General features: G+C 72.0%; 13 protein-coding genes and 1 pseudogene. 10 read left to right on the forward strand and 4 right to left on the reverse strand.

Going from position 1 to position 14,707, the window contains the following annotated elements:
* Positions 1–16 precede the first annotated feature (16 nt).
* From ACFVYX_RS22070 to ACFVYX_RS22080, 3 genes are all read left to right on the forward strand, one after another.
* Positions 17–625 carry a GPP34 family phosphoprotein gene (locus tag ACFVYX_RS22070; RefSeq protein ID WP_389683117.1) on the forward strand — a complete coding sequence of 203 codons (609 nt, stop codon included), beginning with the start codon at positions 17–19 and terminating at the stop codon, positions 623–625.
* A 130-nt stretch (positions 626–755) separates the two neighbouring features.
* Positions 756–1,325, forward strand: a complete 570-nt coding sequence (locus ACFVYX_RS22075) for a HutD family protein (protein ID WP_389683118.1) — start codon at positions 756–758, stop codon at positions 1,323–1,325.
* 87 nt (positions 1,326–1,412) lie between these two features.
* Positions 1,413–2,147, forward strand: a complete 735-nt coding sequence (locus ACFVYX_RS22080; protein ID WP_389683119.1) for a hypothetical protein — start codon at positions 1,413–1,415, stop codon at positions 2,145–2,147.
* Positions 2,148–2,659: 512 nt separating this feature from the next.
* Here the strand turns inward: ACFVYX_RS22080 and ACFVYX_RS22085 are convergent.
* Positions 2,660–3,307: a type III effector protein gene (locus ACFVYX_RS22085; protein WP_389683120.1), complete on the reverse strand. Its 648-nt coding sequence runs from the start codon at positions 3,305–3,307 to the stop codon at positions 2,660–2,662.
* Between the two features lie 132 nt (positions 3,308–3,439).
* Here ACFVYX_RS22085 and ACFVYX_RS22090 point away from each other — a divergent pair, with 132 nt between their 5' ends.
* The 6 genes and pseudogenes from ACFVYX_RS22090 to ACFVYX_RS22115 all read left to right on the forward strand — a co-directional run bounded on the left by ACFVYX_RS22090 (position 3,440) and on the right by ACFVYX_RS22115 (position 9,604).
* On the forward strand, positions 3,440–3,874 hold the full coding sequence (locus ACFVYX_RS22090; RefSeq protein WP_389683121.1) for an Hsp20/alpha crystallin family protein: 435 nt from the start codon (positions 3,440–3,442) through the stop codon (positions 3,872–3,874).
* Between the two features lie 97 nt (positions 3,875–3,971).
* Complete coding sequence (locus tag ACFVYX_RS22095; RefSeq protein WP_389683122.1) at positions 3,972–4,385, forward strand: DUF2267 domain-containing protein; 414 nt, start codon at positions 3,972–3,974, stop codon at positions 4,383–4,385.
* Between the two features lie 61 nt (positions 4,386–4,446).
* Positions 4,447–4,923, forward strand: a complete 477-nt coding sequence (locus ACFVYX_RS22100; protein ID WP_389683123.1) for a DUF2267 domain-containing protein — start codon at positions 4,447–4,449, stop codon at positions 4,921–4,923.
* Positions 4,924–5,104: 181 nt separating this feature from the next.
* A pseudogene (locus ACFVYX_RS22105) lies at positions 5,105–6,083 on the forward strand (oxaloacetate decarboxylase).
* Between the two features lie 604 nt (positions 6,084–6,687).
* Positions 6,688–8,691, forward strand: coding sequence for an ABC transporter ATP-binding protein (locus ACFVYX_RS22110; RefSeq protein WP_389683124.1), 2,004 nt, complete (start codon positions 6,688–6,690; stop codon positions 8,689–8,691).
* Between the two features lie 379 nt (positions 8,692–9,070).
* On the forward strand, positions 9,071–9,604 hold the full coding sequence (locus ACFVYX_RS22115) for an NUDIX domain-containing protein (protein ID WP_389683125.1): 534 nt from the start codon (positions 9,071–9,073) through the stop codon (positions 9,602–9,604).
* 222 nt (positions 9,605–9,826) lie between these two features.
* Here ACFVYX_RS22115 and ligA read toward each other — a convergent pair whose 3' ends face one another.
* Entirely contained in the window at positions 9,827–11,890 is a 2,064-nt protein-coding gene (gene ligA, locus ACFVYX_RS22120) for an NAD-dependent DNA ligase LigA (protein ID WP_389683126.1), read from the reverse strand.
* Between the two features lie 91 nt (positions 11,891–11,981).
* The gene (locus tag ACFVYX_RS22125) at positions 11,982–12,959 is read right to left on the reverse strand and encodes a helix-turn-helix transcriptional regulator (RefSeq protein WP_389683127.1); all 978 of its coding nucleotides are present in this window, start codon (positions 12,957–12,959) and stop codon (positions 11,982–11,984) included.
* Positions 12,960–13,082: 123 nt separating this feature from the next.
* Between ACFVYX_RS22125 and ACFVYX_RS22130 the strand changes: the two genes are divergently transcribed.
* Entirely contained in the window at positions 13,083–13,847 is a 765-nt protein-coding gene (locus ACFVYX_RS22130; RefSeq protein ID WP_389683128.1) for an NIPSNAP family protein, read from the forward strand.
* 22 nt (positions 13,848–13,869) lie between these two features.
* Here the strand turns inward: ACFVYX_RS22130 and ACFVYX_RS22135 are convergent, their stop codons facing one another.
* Positions 13,870–14,700 (reverse strand): class I SAM-dependent methyltransferase, encoded by an 831-nt coding sequence (locus tag ACFVYX_RS22135; RefSeq protein WP_389683129.1) that lies wholly within the window; start codon positions 14,698–14,700, stop codon positions 13,870–13,872.
* Positions 14,701–14,707: the final 7 nt, after the last annotated feature.

Below are 14,707 nucleotides of genomic sequence, written 5' to 3' on the forward strand. Positions count from 1 at the left end.
CGAGAAGGAGCCGTTCATGACCACGGCGAAAGACCTGTTCATCATCTCCTTGGAGCCGCGGCCGGCGCATGCCGCGGTGGGCCAGGGCGATCTGTCGCTCGCGCTGGCGGGAGCCGAGCTGATCGATCTCCTCGGCATGGGCGCCATCACCGTGGACGGCGACCGCATCGTGCCGGGCGGGCCGCCCACGCCGGACGACCGGCTCCTCGGCGAGGCCGCGGAACAGGTCACTCGGCAGCCGCCCTACGAGCGGATCGAGGACTGGTTGTGGCGCCGGGGCCGCGACCTGTCGGCCACGTACCGGGCCGCGCTGGAGGAGGACGGCGAGCTGACGCGGAAGCGGAGCGGCCTGTTTCCCTTCGGCTCACAGCGTCTGGAGGCCGCCGACACCCCCACCCGTCGGCGGGCAGCCGCGCGCCGGGACGAGAGGGAACCCGTTCTGGCCGTCCTCGCCTCGGCCCTGGGCATCGGCGGCGCGCGAGCCGATGACGAGCCCGACCTCGACGACGAGGCGGCGACGACCGTGGTGGCCGCCGTCCACGACGCGGTGATGGAGCTGGAGGCCGTACGGCAGAGGCGGAACATCGAGAACGCCGCGTTCGCCAACCTCTGGCGCGGCCCCTGAGCCGGCGCCGGGTCCCGGTCCCGGTCCCCGTTCCGCCTCGCCGGGGTGCTCCCCCGGTCCGCACACACACCACGACGTTCGACCCGCCACCGACCGCGGCCCCCGCGCCCTCACCTCCAGGAGCCCGCCCATGCGCCACTTCGATGTCGAGACACTGACGGCGGGCCGGTGGCGCAACGGCGGGGGCGCGACCAGGGAGATCGTCTCCCGACCGGTGGACGCCCGGGCGTTCGGGTGGCGCGCGAGCATCGCCGACATCGACCGGGACGGGCCGTTCTCCACGTTCCCGGGTGTCGACCGGACGCTGACCCTCCTCGCGGGCGACGGCGTTCGTCTGCGCTGCCCCGGCGTGTTCGACCGGCTGCTGACGCGGGCGGGTGAGCAGGCGGCGTTCTCCGGTGACCTCGCACTCGACGCCGAACTCCCCTCGGGTGCCTGCCGGGTGCTCAACATCATGGTGGGGCACGGGCGTTGGTCGGCACGAGTGGAGCAGGTCGCGGGCCCGGTCGTCCCGCCGTCCGGACACGCCGGGGTGTTCCACGTGCTGCGCGGCCGCTGGCAGTCCGGCGTCGACGGGCGTGTCCTGACCTCCGGTCAGGGCATGTGGTGGGACGAGGACGAGCCCGCGTCGGGCAGGGGAGTCGTACCGCTCTCGGCCGATGCCTTGGCCTTGTGGGCGGACGTCGCACCGGCGGGGTGACGCCTGGTCACCCGCCGGGCGTGCCGCACGGTTCCCAGCTGAATAACCGTTCGACCGACCGCGGTGTGCCGTTCTAAGGTCGGCGACGTGGCAACGAAACTCAATCAGATCATCGCCGTGGAGAAGGGCGTCAAGTCCCGGGCGCACCAGGACCTGACGGCGGCCCATCACGGCCTGCAGAAGCCCGCGTTGCTCGCCGGCATCTCCCGTACGTACCAGCCGAAGGACGAGGAGGGCGAGCAGCTGCCGCCCGAGTCGACGCTGGTGCAGGTGAAGGCGGAGGACGTGCTGCGCGACACCGCGCGGGCGCTGACCCGTCTCTTCGACGTGACGGCCACCAAGGACTGGGCGAACTGCGACGCGCGGGCCGACGTCAGCGTCGACGGGCGGGTGCTCGTGGGGCAGGTGCCCGTCGCGTACCTCCTCTTCCTGGAGAAGCAGCTGACGGACATCAACACCTTCGTCCGCAGGCTTCCGGTGCTCGACGCCGCCGAGTCGTGGACGCAGGACCCGTCGACCGACGCGTGGAAGACCGACGTCGTCCGCACGGTCCGTACGAAGAAGGTGCCGCGCAACCACGTCAAGGCGGAGGCCACGGACAAGCACCCGGCGCAGGTCGACGTCTACTACGAGGACGTGCCGGTCGGCTACTGGACCACGGTGAAGTTCTCGGGCGCGCTTCCGGCCCGGCGGGTCAACGAACTGCTGGAGCGGGTGGAGAAGCTCCAGCAGGCGGTGAAGTTCGCCCGCGAGGAGGCCAACAGCGCCGAAGTCACCGACCAGCGGGTCGGCGACGCCGTCTTCGGCTACCTCTTCGGGTAGCGGGGACACCACAGACTCCCCGGCCACAGAACACGGCCGGGGTGCGCGAGGAGCGCAAAGCTGAAGCTGAGCCTTGTCATGACATCCGCGGTTCCAGTGGAGGTTCGAGTCCTCCTCCCGGCTCTTCCCGCCGGGATGGCCCAACAGGCAGAGGCAGACCGCGGTCAATCTCAGACTATTGCTCCAGACTCAGCATGCGCCGCTCATCGCCGGATCGACCGGGCCCGGGCCCTGGTGCGTCGAAATGCCAGTTCGAATCTGGTCCGCCGAGCTCGATCGGCGGTGGTCCAAAGGCAGGACGCGACGCAATGACGAATGACCCGGGTCCTCAAGCGTGCCGGCGTGTGATGTGAGCGGCATCGACAGGGTCCGGGGGCAGGCTACGCCCCCGGACCCGCTCCTTTTTCCCTCGCGAAGCCTCGGGCCTCGGACCCGCCGCGGCGCGGCGCGGCGCGTACGGGGTGTACGGGTGTACGGGTGTACGAGTCCCACCGCGCCGACTCCGTTTCCTGTCACGGCGCTGCGGTGCCGGAGCGGCGCTGGTCGCTTTCGTGGCGGAGGTGGGCCGTGCGGCTGGTGAGGGTGCCGACGCGCTCGGCCAGGTCGGGATGCGGGCCCGCGAGGTGCGTGAGGGTACGGGTGAGCGGCTCCACGAGGAGGGCCGCGTCGCTCTCGGCCAGGGCCTCGGACAGGGCGTCCCTGGTGGCTGCCGGAAGGGTGTCGAGGGCGGTGATCTGTCCTGCCAGCCGGCGCAGTTCGGCGGCGTTCCCCCGGGCCCACGCGGTGACCGAACGGTCGGCGGCGCGGCGGTCGCGGGTGGCCTGGACGCGCTGCTCGGCGGTGGTGCCGGAGCCTCCCGGCCGTACCCGAAGATAGCGGCGCTCGGCGGCCTGCCGACTGGTGACGCCGAGCGGGTGGGCGAGTTCGGCCCAGCTGGCGCCGGCGTCCCGGGCCGCCTCGATGAATCCGGGCTCCCATTCGGCGAGCTGCTCGCGGAGCTCGCGCAGGAGGAGGAGCGCGGTGAGCGCCTCCTCCGGGGAGCCGTGCGGTGCGGCGGCATCGGGGGTGGTGACGGCTCGGGCTGTCCGTACGGCTTCGTCGATCGCGGCGAGGGCCGCGAGCGCCGCACGGAAAGCGACCGGCTGGTCCGCTTCTGTCACGGAATCGCATCCTCTCCGTCATGTCGTCCATTCGTTGACATGAAACTTGTCGTCGTTTGGATGACATGGTACAACGGAGTCAGATGAAGCGCATTGGCAGTCACTGCCCGACTCGACTGGAGGTGTTTCGCGATGTTGATGCGCACCGACCCGTTCCGCGAACTCGACCGCCTCACCCAGCAGCTGCTGGGTACCACAGGGACGTGGTCACGGCCTTCCGCGGTGCCGATGGACGCCTACCGCGAGGGCGACGTCTACGTCATCGCCCTTGACCTTCCCGGCGTCTCGCCGGACGCGATCGACATCGACGTCGAACGGAACATGCTGACGGTCAAGGCCGAGCGCCGGCCGGTCGCGAAGGCCGACGACGTCCAGATGGAGCTGTCCGAGCGGCCCCTCGGCGTCTTCTCCCGGCAGCTGATGCTGGCCGACACCCTCGACACCGAGAAGATCGCGGCCGCGTACGAGGCGGGAGTGCTCACGCTGCGCATTCCGATCGCCGAGCGCGCGAAGCCCCGCAAGATCACGATCGGCGGGGGCGACGACCGCAAGCAGATCAGCGGCTGAGTCCTCAGGAAGCAGGGAGCGGAGGGCGGAAGCCCCTCCCCCTCCTTCGCCCTCCGCTCCCCGTCACCCCGTATCCCTCCCTGCGAAGGGGACCGTGATGAGACTGCGATGGCAGGCGTTCCTCGACAAGGTCATGGAACGCGGCGACTACAGCACACCCCACGAGGCCGAACGCGCCGCCCGCACCGTGCTGGCGCTGCTCGGCGCCCACCTGGTCGGTGACGTACGGGGCGCGCTCGCCGCCCGCCTGCCGGAGACCTTCGCCATGGTGCTCCTCAACCCACTCCAGGCCGCCGAGCCCCTCTCACCGGAGCGCTTCGTGCGCGCGACGGCCGCCTGGATCGAGGGAGCCACCGAGCAGACCGCGGCCTGGGACGTCAGTGCCGTCCTCAGCGTCGCGGCCGACGCGGCCGGCGAGGAACTCACCGGCCGGATCCTCCTTCAGCTCCCGCCCGGCTACGACCTCCTCTTCGGTCGGCCGCACCACCCCGCGTCAGCCGGCACACCCTGACCCGTGTTCGCTCCGCCCGGTCGACGGACCGGGCCCGAAGAGAACGGTGATCCCCACCAGCATGACTCTTCAGACCGAGACCCTGGCAGCGCCCGCGCCCCACGGCGTCACCGTCGCGGCGTCCTACTCCGACCTGCTCGAGCGGGTGCGTTACGAGGGCGCCTATCCCACGCGCGAGCGCGCCGAGGAGGTCGTCCACTCCGTGCTCGCCGCTCTGGGCCGACAGATCGTCGGCGACGAACGGGTCGACCTCGCCGCCCTGCTCCCCACCGAGGCCGCTCTGGTCCTCACCGCCCAGGTCCCGGCCGTCACGCCTCTCACGGGCTGGGAGTTCGTCAAGGACCTCGCCCAGCGCACCGGCGGCACGCCCGCCACCGCCCGCTGGAACGTCGGCGCCGTCCTCGCCGCCGTGTCGCGGCTCGCCGGACCGGAACTCGTCGACCGCGTCATCAGCCGGCTCCCCTCCGGCTACGCCCTCCTGTTCGGGAAGGCCGAACTCCACCAGCCGTGGCGCGGCTCCGGCGCATCGTCCACCTGACGCCCGGCCCGGTCCGACGCCCGGCTCGGCGAGGTGTCTCCGGTGCATACGGCGACGCGTAGGCGTCCATACCGTTGCAGGAACCATTCACCACACAACGGGCACGAGATGATCCGCTTCGGTGGAACGCTGCGGACTCGCAGCGGCTCCCCTCCCCCGAAGCGAGACCCACCCTCGGAGCCTGACCACGAGTTACGGGAACACCCTGCGCCACGCCCTCGCGGAGCCGGGCACCACGCCTTTGATCGGCGTGTACGACATGCACTCGGCGTCCGTCGCAGCCGGGCACTACGACGGACTGTTCGTGTCCGGGTTCGGCTTCGCGGCCTCCCACTACGGTCTGCCCGACATCGGGTTCATCGCCTGGCCGGACATGATGGCGTTCGCGCAGCGGCTACGCGGAGCCTTTCCGCGCCACCACCTCCTGGTCGACATCGACGACGGGTACGTCGACGACCGAAGTGGCGTGCCACGTCGTGGAGGGCCTGGAGCGGATCGGCGCCTCCGGCGTCATCCTCGAGGACCAGAAACGGCCCCGCCGTTGCGGGCACGCCGACGGCAAGCAGGTGCTCCCGCCGGCGGAGTACCTGGAGAAGCTGGAGATGGTGCTCGCCACACGGAAGGACCTGGTCGTCGTCGCCCGCACCGACGCCACGGAGGAGGCCGACATCATCGCCCGCGCGGGGGCCCTGACCGCCACCGACGCCGACGTCGTCCTGGTCGACGGCGTCCGCAGCGTCGAGTGGATCGAGCGGATCCGCGAGGTCGTCGGCGGAAAACCACTGCTCTTCAACCAGATCGCCGGCGGCAGGTCCCCCGTGCTCTCACTCAGCGAACTCGACGGGCTCGGAGTGGACGTCGCGATCTACAGCACCCCGTTGCTGTTCGCCGCGCACCGGGCGATGGACACCGCCCTGACCGAACTCCGGCTCGCGGACGGGCGGCTGCCCGCCGCCGACGGAGGTGATGAGGTCGGCGTCGCCGAGTCCACTCGACTGCTGGCCAGGAACATCGCCCGCCACCGCACGGTCCCCGCGGTCCGGGACAGTACGACCGTGAGCGTAGGCCGCCTGCCGGTACGCCTCGGAGTCCGGCTTCGGGGTGTACAGGCGGCCGCCCTCCGAGCCGGAGACAGTCGAGGACACACCAGCGGCCCGTGAGTCCTCCGAGCCGGAGGGGCCAGCGGGCACGCCGGCCGCCGCGGAGGGGGGGCCCGGCCGACAGGGCGGCCGCGAGAACCAGGGGCAGCGCGAGCACGTGGGCGGCGGTTCTACGGCGCATGAGTGGCGACCTCCGTCGACGGCACCATTCGGAACACTCGGACAGAGGAACGCTCCCGTGAGGTTCCCGTGGCTTCTGTCACGCCGTCAAGGCCACCGTACGGCCACCGGGCGTTACGAGAACGGGGCCGCACCGGTCTCGTACCGCCCGGTGGCCGTACATCGGCGATTCGGCCACCCACCCGCCCGACCACGACCCTCGCGCCGCAAGGGTCGGTGCACCCCGCACGAACGTACTTTCGCTCCGCCACGGGGTTCGTACAGCGTCCGAAACACGTGTGTTCGACAGGCCGGACCTCGTCGTTGAGCCCCACGACACCCGAACCCGCCGTCTGGAGAACTCCATGCACCCCCTTCCCGACCGCCACTCCGCTCCCCTCCCCGCCGGGCCCCCGCGGCTCCGCGTGCCTCGGAGCAGCCTTGCGAGCCCCCTCCGGGGCGCCGGCGCCTTCCGTCCGGCACGTCCGGATACGAGGTGGGGCGCATGACGGCCACGGCGCAGGGCGCCTCCCCGACGGACGGGGCGGAGACGCTCTCGGCGTCCGAGAAGCTGCTGTTCGGCGGTGAACTGGCTTTCGATCACGGCTGGAGCACACACCGAGGTACCTGGGTGAAGCTGGGCCTGTGGAACATGGCGGTGAGCTTTCCCCGGCAGGTCGGAACCGCCGTACGGCTGGCCCGGCGGGCCGACCGGCGCGCCCTGTACACCGTGGCCGTCAGCGAGGTCGGTCGTGGGGTGGCGCAGGCGTTCTCCCTCGTGGCGGTGAACGCGCTGCTGACCGAGCTCCTGGCCTCGGGCACGCTGGTCGACCGGCTGCGCGCGTCCGTCCCGTCGCTGGTGTTCGTAGCGGTCATGGGCGTCGTCGCATCACTGCTGAAATCGGCGTCGACCGCCTCGACGGGGGTCCTGGAACCGAAGGTCCAACGGGTCGCCACCGAGCGGTATCTGGGTCTCGTCGCCCGGGTGGAGATGGACGCGATCGAGGACGACGCCTTCCACAAGTTGATGGACTCGGCGCAGTGGGGCGCCGAGGGGGCACGGCGGATGGTGGGTTACTGCACGGCCGCGGTCGCCTCGGGCATCTCGCTGATCGCCGCGGCGAGCGTGCTGACGGTCCTGCACCCCGTGCTGCTGCCCCTGCTGGTCGCGATGGCGCTGCCCAGCGCGTGGGGATCCCTGACGATGGCCCGGGCGCGGTACGAGAGCTGGCACCGGTTCATCCAGCACGCGCGCGCCGCGCAACTGCTCAGCCGGTTGCTGATCGACCAGCAGGCGGCGAGTGAGGTGCGGGTCCATGACGTGGGCCCGTTCCTCCTGGAGCACTTCCGGGGCATGGCTGAGACGAGCGAGCGGGAGCAGACCCGGCTCGCCTGGATCGGGGCGCGCACGGGCCTGGCCGCCGACGGGGCCCGCGGTCTGGCGACGGTCGCCGCGTACGGGGCGCTCGGTCTGCTGCTGTGGAACGGGCAGATGGCGCTCGCGGTCGGCGGCACCGCCGTGCTCGCGATCCGCGCCGGGTCGGCGAGCATCACGGACCTCGTGCTGCGGGTCGCCGACATCCAGGAGGAGTCCCTCTTCGTCGCCGACCTGGAGCGGCTCTGCGCCGAGGCGGAACGGCGGGCCATCCCGGAGGAAGGACTGGATCTGCCCGAGGACTTCGACGCGATCCGGTTCGAGAAGGTCACCTTCTCCTACCGGGGCGCCGACAAGCCCTCCCTGAGGGATGTGGACCTGGTCATCCCTCGCGGCAGTACCGTGGCGCTGGTGGGCGCGAACGGATCCGGCAAGACCACGGTGTCCAAGCTGCTGTGCGGCCTTCACACGCCCGCCGCGGGACGGGTGACGTGGGGCGACGTGGATGCCGCCGAGATCCGCAGGTCCCAGCTCTTCTCGCAGGTCGCGATGGTCGCGCAGAACTTCCAGCGGTGGCCCTTCACCGCGCGGGTGAACATCGGGATCGGCCGCCCCGGCCGCACGATCGACGACCCCGCCGTCGGCGCCGCGGCCGCCTACGCGGGCGCGGACGAGGTCCTGGCGAAGCTGCCCCGTGGCCTGGACACCCTGCTCGCCCGCGGCTACCGGGGCGGCCAGGAGATCTCCGGCGGACAGTGGCAGAAGGTCGGCCTGGCCCGGGCGAGGTACCGCAACGGGCAGGTCCTGGTCGTCGACGAGCCGACCAGCGCCCTGGACCCGGTGGCCGAGCAGCGGGTCTTCGACCAGATCCACCGGCTCGCCGGCACCGGCCAGACCACCGTCCTGATCACCCACCGTCTGCACAGCGTCCGGCACGCCGACCTCATCTACGTCCTGGAGGAGGGGCGGGTCATCGAGCACGGCTCGTTCGAGGAGCTCATGGACCCGGCCACCGGCCGCGGCACGTTCCGCGAGGCGTACGAGCTGCAGGCCCGGCAGTTCCACGCGCCCGCTGTTCCCGGGCAGGCCGGGCCCGCCGACGTGGTCGCCGCGGCGGAAGGGACGACCACATGAGCGCCGCCGCCTCCGGCCGCGCGTCGGCCGAAGCGCACGGGCCGGGCCGCCTAGCCGCCGCCTGTCATTGGCTCCATCCGACGGGCCCCGTCGCCGGGTTGGTGAGCCAGGTGCGGCTGACGGCCGCGTACCTGGGGTGCACCGTGTACCCGCTCGACGCCGTCATGGACGGCCGTCATCGGAGTGGTACGCCCGAGCGCGCGTCAAGGCTGCCGTCGTACTCCGTGAGCGGCTGGACGAGGCGGAGGAAGTGCTGCGTGAGCACCTCCGGTGACCGCCCGGCGATCGAGCCGTACCGGACGAGGCTCCCGGCCTCGGTGTTCCTCCCCCGGCGCCCTGGCGGTGTCTCTTGAGCGGCGGGGCGCGGCACACGGTGCCGGTGGACGTGCACCTGATCGCCGTCCGTGACGGGGAGAGGGGCCCAGAGGTCCTGCTGTCCCGGCGGGCCGGTGCGGTCTACGCCGCAGGGCACTGGCACTTTCCGTCCGGTCACGTCGACGGGCCCTTCGAGGACGTCGTCACCGCGCTCGTCCGCGAGGCGCGGGAGGAAACCGGCCTGGTCGTGGATCCGGACGACGTACGCGGCGCGGTCACCGTGCATCACCGCTCGCCGGCCGGAGGGGCGCGCGTCGGCTTCTTCTTCGAGGTCCTCCGATGGACCGGGACGCCGAGGGTCATGGAGCGCGAGGTGTGCGACGGCATGGGCTGGTTCCCGCTCGACGCGCTGCCGGAGCCGATGGTGGCCTACTGCCGCGCCGGACTGGACGCGTACCGGACAGGTGCCGGGATCGCGCTGCACTTCCAGGAGCCGGGGGACCCGATCGGCTACGACCCGTCCGTCGACCGGCTCCGGCTGGTCCGGGTCGGTCAAGCCGACGGTCCGTTGCTCCGTTCGTGGCGCGCGTCGACATGAACTCACAGGAGAGTCATGGGATTTGATCCCCCTGTGCGGCCCATCACCGGGCGGCCGCGTGCCGGGCCGGGGCTCCGTCCGGCGACGCGACCGGTTCACCGGGGGTCGTGATGGGCCAGGTTCACGGCCGGAGCGGCCGTGGGCAGCACGCATCGCGAACACGCGGGGCTCCTTCATCCTGAGCGAGAAACGACAGCAGTCCGGTCGCCGCCCGCGCGCCCGTCAGGTCAGGTGGTCGGCGACCAGTTCGGCGAAGGCCTCCGGTGTCAGGACCTCGACCCCGAGTTCGGTGGCCTTGACGGCCTTCGAGCTCGGCTTTCCGTTCGCGGACGGTGCCGCGACGAGTATCGACGTCCTGGCGCTGACGCCGCTGCCGGCCCGTCCACCGGCCTTCTCGATCAGCGCGTTCATCTCGGACCGGCCCAGGCCCTCCAGAGGCCCGGTCATCTTGCCGGTGACCACGACCACCTTGCCCTCCAGCGGGCCCCCGCCGGGCGCCGCCGCCGGGTCCGCGGGCTCGGTCATGTTGACTCCGGCCGCGATCAGTTTGTCGATGACGGGTGCCAGCGCGGCGACCTGCTCGACGACGACCGGTGCCTTCTCCGGCCCGATCCCCTCCACGTCCTGCATCCCGGACGCGTCGGCCCCGCGGATGGCTTCCATCGTGCCGAAGTGCCGGGCGATGCGGCGGGACATGCTGCGTCCGGTGCCGAGCACGCCCAGGGCGCAGAAGACACGGTTGAGGGGGCGGGACTTGGCGGCCTCGATCTGTTCGGCGAGCTTGGCGGCACGCTTGGAACTGCCCGACGCGGCGGTGAGCCGGTCGATCGTCAGGGTGAAGAGGTCGGCGACGTCGCGGACGTCCCCGGACTCGACCAGGGCCGCCACGTACGTCTTGCCCAGGCCGTCGATGTCGAGCATCTCGCGCCCGGCGGCGTACTCGATGAGCGCCGGGAGCGCGCAGGAGGTGCCCTGGGCGCACCGCCACCGCTCCTGGGCGGTGTTGATCTCGCCGCCGCAGCGCGGGCACGCCTCGGGCAGCGGCACGGGCGTCGCCCCGTCCGGGCGGAGCTGGACCACGGCCGCCTGGACGCGCGGGATGATGTCGCCGGCCTTGTACACCGTCACGGTGTCGCCGAGGTGCAGGTCCCGGCGTCGGATGTCCGCCGGGTTGTGCAGGGTGGCCCGGGTGACGGTGGACCCGTCGATCTCCACGGGGACGAGGATGGCAGTGGGAGCCAGGACTCCGGTTCGGCCGACCTCCCAGACGACGTCCTGAAGCACCGTCTGCCGCTCGACGGCGGGCAGCTTCACCGCGATGGCCCAGTACGGGAACCGGGAGCCGCTGCCGATCTCCTCCTGCTCGGCGGAGTCGTCCAGCTTGATCACCACGCCGTCGATACCGACGGGGAGTTCCGCGCGCATCGCGGCGATCGCGTCGACCCGCGCCTGGGCCTCGGCGAGGTCGGAGACGACGATGAGCCCGGCGGCGGTGGCCGCGGTCGTCCGCACCCCTGCCGTGGCCACCGCCGCCAGCGCGTCGGCGTGCGTCGCGCCGGCGGGCAGGAACGGCACGCCGTCCAGCTCGACCACGCCGTAGGCCCAAAACGTCATCCGCAGCCGGTACGGGCGGTCCTTGGCCCTCAGGGTGCCCGCCGTGCCGTTGCGGGGGTTGACGAAGACCTGCGCGCCGTGGGCCGTACGGACCTCGTTCGCCGTCTCGAACTGCTCCTGGGTGAAGGCGACCTCGCCCCGCACCTCGACGGTGACCGGCTCGGCGAGCTGCTCGGGCAGGCCGTCGATCTGGCCGATGACATGGCTGACGTCCTCGCCGTGGCTGCCGTCGCCCCGGGTGATGACCTGCACGAGGCGGCCCTCGCGGTAACGGGCGGCCACGGCCGCGCCGTCGATCTTCGGCTCGACGGTGAATCCGCCGGCCGGAGCACGGCCCAGCCGGCGCTGGACGGACGCGCCCCAGGCCACAAGACCGTCGGCGTCGAAGACGTTGTCCAGGCTCAGCAGCCGGGTGGTGTGCGCGACATCGCCGACGGGGGCTGCACCGTCCGCGACCAGGCCGGTGGGAGAGTCGGGTGAGACCTCGGCCGGGTTCTCTTCCTCCCAGGCGAGGACGGCCAGCCGGAGCCGGTCGTACGTGGCGTCGTCGCAGACGCTGTCGCCGTCTCCGTAGTACGACCGGGAGGCGTCGTGCAGGCGTCGCAGCGCGGCCTCGTACGCGGCGCGGGTGGACAGGCTGGTCAGCGCCTCATCGGCGGGAGAGATCGTCATGGGGTGATCCTCTCGCGAGGGTCTGACAATGGCCCTCGGCCGCCGCGGCCGTTGCCGCGGCCGTGGCGCGGTCGGTCCCCCGGCTCCGACGTCAGGGATGTGCGTAGGCCCGGGCGAGGCTCGCCACGGTGGCGGCCATGGCCCGGCGGAGCTCGGGGGGTGCCATGACCTCGACGTCGGCACCGAGTCGGAGCAGCTCGCCGAGGGCGTGGTCGGTGCTCTCGGTGGGGATGACCGCCTCGACCCATCCGAGGTCTCCGGTGGGGGTCGCGGTGGACTCGACGGCCCGCACCACCTCTTGGGGGACGTTGTCGGGGAGCCTTCGGCGTCCCGCCGGGGACAGGCGGACGGTGGCTGTTCCGGTGTAGCGGCGGGCGTGGAAGTCTTCGAGGTGGGCGGCCCAGTACGCGCCGAGGTCGAAGTCCTCGGGCCGGTCGAACCGCTCGTCGCCCAGGAGCGCGGCGAGGACCTGGGCGACGCGGTACGTCGCGGTCCCCCGTTCCGTGGCGGCCACGACGTACCAGGTGCCGGATTTCAGGACGAGGCCGTACGGGCGCAGGCGGCGGTCCACCTCCTGCGGGGCACGCCAGCGGCGGTAACGGACGTCCACCACGCGCCGGGTGAGCACCGCGTCGACGAACAGCGCGAGGTGAGGCGTCTGTTCGGGTGCTCGGTACCAGCCCGGGGCGTCCAGGTGGAACACCTCCGCGAGCTGTGACGCCTCTTCACGCAGTCCCGCCGGCAGCGCGGCGAGCAGCTTGAGCCGGGCGGCCGTCGCCTCGGCCGCGAGGCCCAGGTCGGCCGCGGGGCCCGGCAGTCCGGCGAAGAACAGAGCCCGGGCCTCGCCCTCGTTCATGCCGGTCAGGCGGGTGCGGTAGCCGTCGACCAGCTGGTAGCCGCCCCCGGGGCCGGGTTCGGCGTAGACCGGGACGCCGGCGGCCTGCAGGCGTGCCAGGTCGCGGTAGGCGGTGCGTACGGACACGTTCAGTTCGTCGGCGATCGTCCCCGCGGACACGCGGCCACGCGATTGCAGGAGGAGAAGGACCGAGAGCAGACGACCAGCGGACATGCGCGCATTCTCCTCGTAAACCCTGACAGGACCTGTCACAGGATCCTCCTATCGTCTGACCACGCCCGGATCCGACCGAACGACCGGGACACTCACCCCAGAACGCCGAACAGGAGTCCACCTGTGCCCACCGCCCCGTCCGGCCCGCCACCCGCCGACCTCGCGGGTCCGCCGTCCGCCGTGATCGAGCTCCGCCAGTACACGCTGCGGCCCCGCCGCCGCGACGAACTCGTCGAGCTGTTCGACCGGGAATTCATCGAGACCCAGGAAGAGGCGGGGATGAGCGTGCTCGGCCAGTTCCGCGACCTCGACGACCCGGACCGTTTCGTCTGGCTGCGCGGATTCACGGATATGACGGCACGTCACCGCGCGCTCACGGCCTTCTACGGAGGTCCCGTCTGGTCCGCGCACGGGCCCCGGGCGAACGACACCATGATCGACTCGGACGACGTCCTGCTGCTGCGCCCCGCGACGGCCGGCAGCGGCTTCGACGTTTCCCCGTCCGCTCGGCCGCCGGTCGGCGCCACGCCACCGGACCGGTTCGTGGCCGCCACCCTGTGGTCCTTCCCTCCCGGACGGAACGACGGCATCGCACTGATCCGGGACGGCGTCCTGCCCCTGCTCGCGGAGACGGGGCCCGCGCCTCTCGCCTGCCTGGCCACCGAACCGGCGCACAACACGTTCTCCCGGCTTCCGGTCCGTACGGGCGAGAACGTCGCCGCGGTCTTCACCGCGTACGCCGACGAGAACGCGCACCGACTCCACGTCGCCGCCATGCGCGCCCATCCGCGGCTGCGGGACGAGATCCTGCCGGCCATCGAGCGCGAACAGACGGCGGCGCCGCGGATGCTCCGTCTGTCACCCACCGGCCGCTCGCTCGTCGCCTGATCCCGGTTCTCGGACCGTGTGATCACTTGGTGCGGCGTGATGTGATCGACGGCGCGCCCGATCTCCGGGTGGAGCTCGTCGTCCCGTCGGAGGTGGCCGACAGTGGTACCTCGACGGCGAAGAACAGGAAGCAGGGCTTGGTCGACAGGGCGTCGAAGGCGTCGGGGAACAGCTCCCGGGCCGCGGGGTCGGGCTGTGGCTCGCTGATGGCGGTGAGGCGGAAGCCGGCGGTGGTGAAGGCGTCGGTCATCGCGTGCAGCGGCCTGCGCCAGAACCTCATCGGGACGGACCGGCCGTCGAAGGTCCAGTCGAAGCTGTAGCTGGTGGTCGCGGAGTAGTCGGGCCGGGGGTCGTGGAAGGTGTAGGCCACGAACGGGTGATCCACCGAGGCGATCAGACGGCCGCCGGGCCTGAGCACCCGTCGTATCTCGGCCAGCGTCGGACCCCAGTCCTCCAGGTAGTGCAGCACCAGCGACGCGACCACGTCGTCGAACGCGCCGTCGTCGAACGGCAGGGGCTCGCCCAGATCGGCCAGGTGCAGAGCCGCGTCGTCACCGAGCCGCCGTCTGGCCAGCGTCAGCATCCCGGCGCTGGCGTCGATGCCGGTGACGACGGCGCCGCGGTCGCGGAGCGCGGCGGACAGGGCGCCCGAGCCGCAGCCGGCGTCCAGGAGCCGGCGTCCGGCCACGTCTCCGGCGAGGGCCAGCATCGCGGGCCGCTCGTAGTGGGCGTTCACGAGACTCCGCTCGTTCTCCGCGGCGTACGCCTCGGCGAAACGGTCGTAGTCGTTCGCCCGGACCGGAGCCAAGGACGCCTGGGTGTGACGCTCGGGCACAGCGGATACGTGTTCCATCGTCGCA

Origin of the sequence: Streptomyces sp. NPDC058326 (assembly GCF_042879855.1) — a bacterium.
Lineage (GTDB): Bacteria > Actinomycetota > Actinomycetes > Streptomycetales > Streptomycetaceae > Streptomyces.

What these genes read in the sequence shown, in the direction of transcription:
- ACFVYX_RS22135 (WP_389683129.1), bottom strand. Translation starts at nt 14,700, where the DNA reads ATGGAACACGTATCCGCTGTGCCCGAGCGTCACACCCAGGCGTCCTTG.
- ACFVYX_RS22070 (WP_389683117.1), top strand. Translation starts at nt 17, where the DNA reads ATGACCACGGCGAAAGACCTGTTCATCATCTCCTTGGAGCCGCGGCCG.
- ACFVYX_RS22110 (WP_389683124.1), top strand. Translation starts at nt 6,688, where the DNA reads ATGACGGCCACGGCGCAGGGCGCCTCCCCGACGGACGGGGCGGAGACG.
- ligA (WP_389683126.1), bottom strand. Translation starts at nt 11,890, where the DNA reads ATGACGATCTCTCCCGCCGATGAGGCGCTGACCAGCCTGTCCACCCGC.
- ACFVYX_RS22090 (WP_389683121.1), top strand. Translation starts at nt 3,440, where the DNA reads ATGTTGATGCGCACCGACCCGTTCCGCGAACTCGACCGCCTCACCCAG.
- ACFVYX_RS22125 (WP_389683127.1), bottom strand. Translation starts at nt 12,959, where the DNA reads ATGTCCGCTGGTCGTCTGCTCTCGGTCCTTCTCCTCCTGCAATCGCGT.
- ACFVYX_RS22095 (WP_389683122.1), top strand. Translation starts at nt 3,972, where the DNA reads ATGAGACTGCGATGGCAGGCGTTCCTCGACAAGGTCATGGAACGCGGC.
- ACFVYX_RS22100 (WP_389683123.1), top strand. Translation starts at nt 4,447, where the DNA reads ATGACTCTTCAGACCGAGACCCTGGCAGCGCCCGCGCCCCACGGCGTC.
- ACFVYX_RS22075 (WP_389683118.1), top strand. Translation starts at nt 756, where the DNA reads ATGCGCCACTTCGATGTCGAGACACTGACGGCGGGCCGGTGGCGCAAC.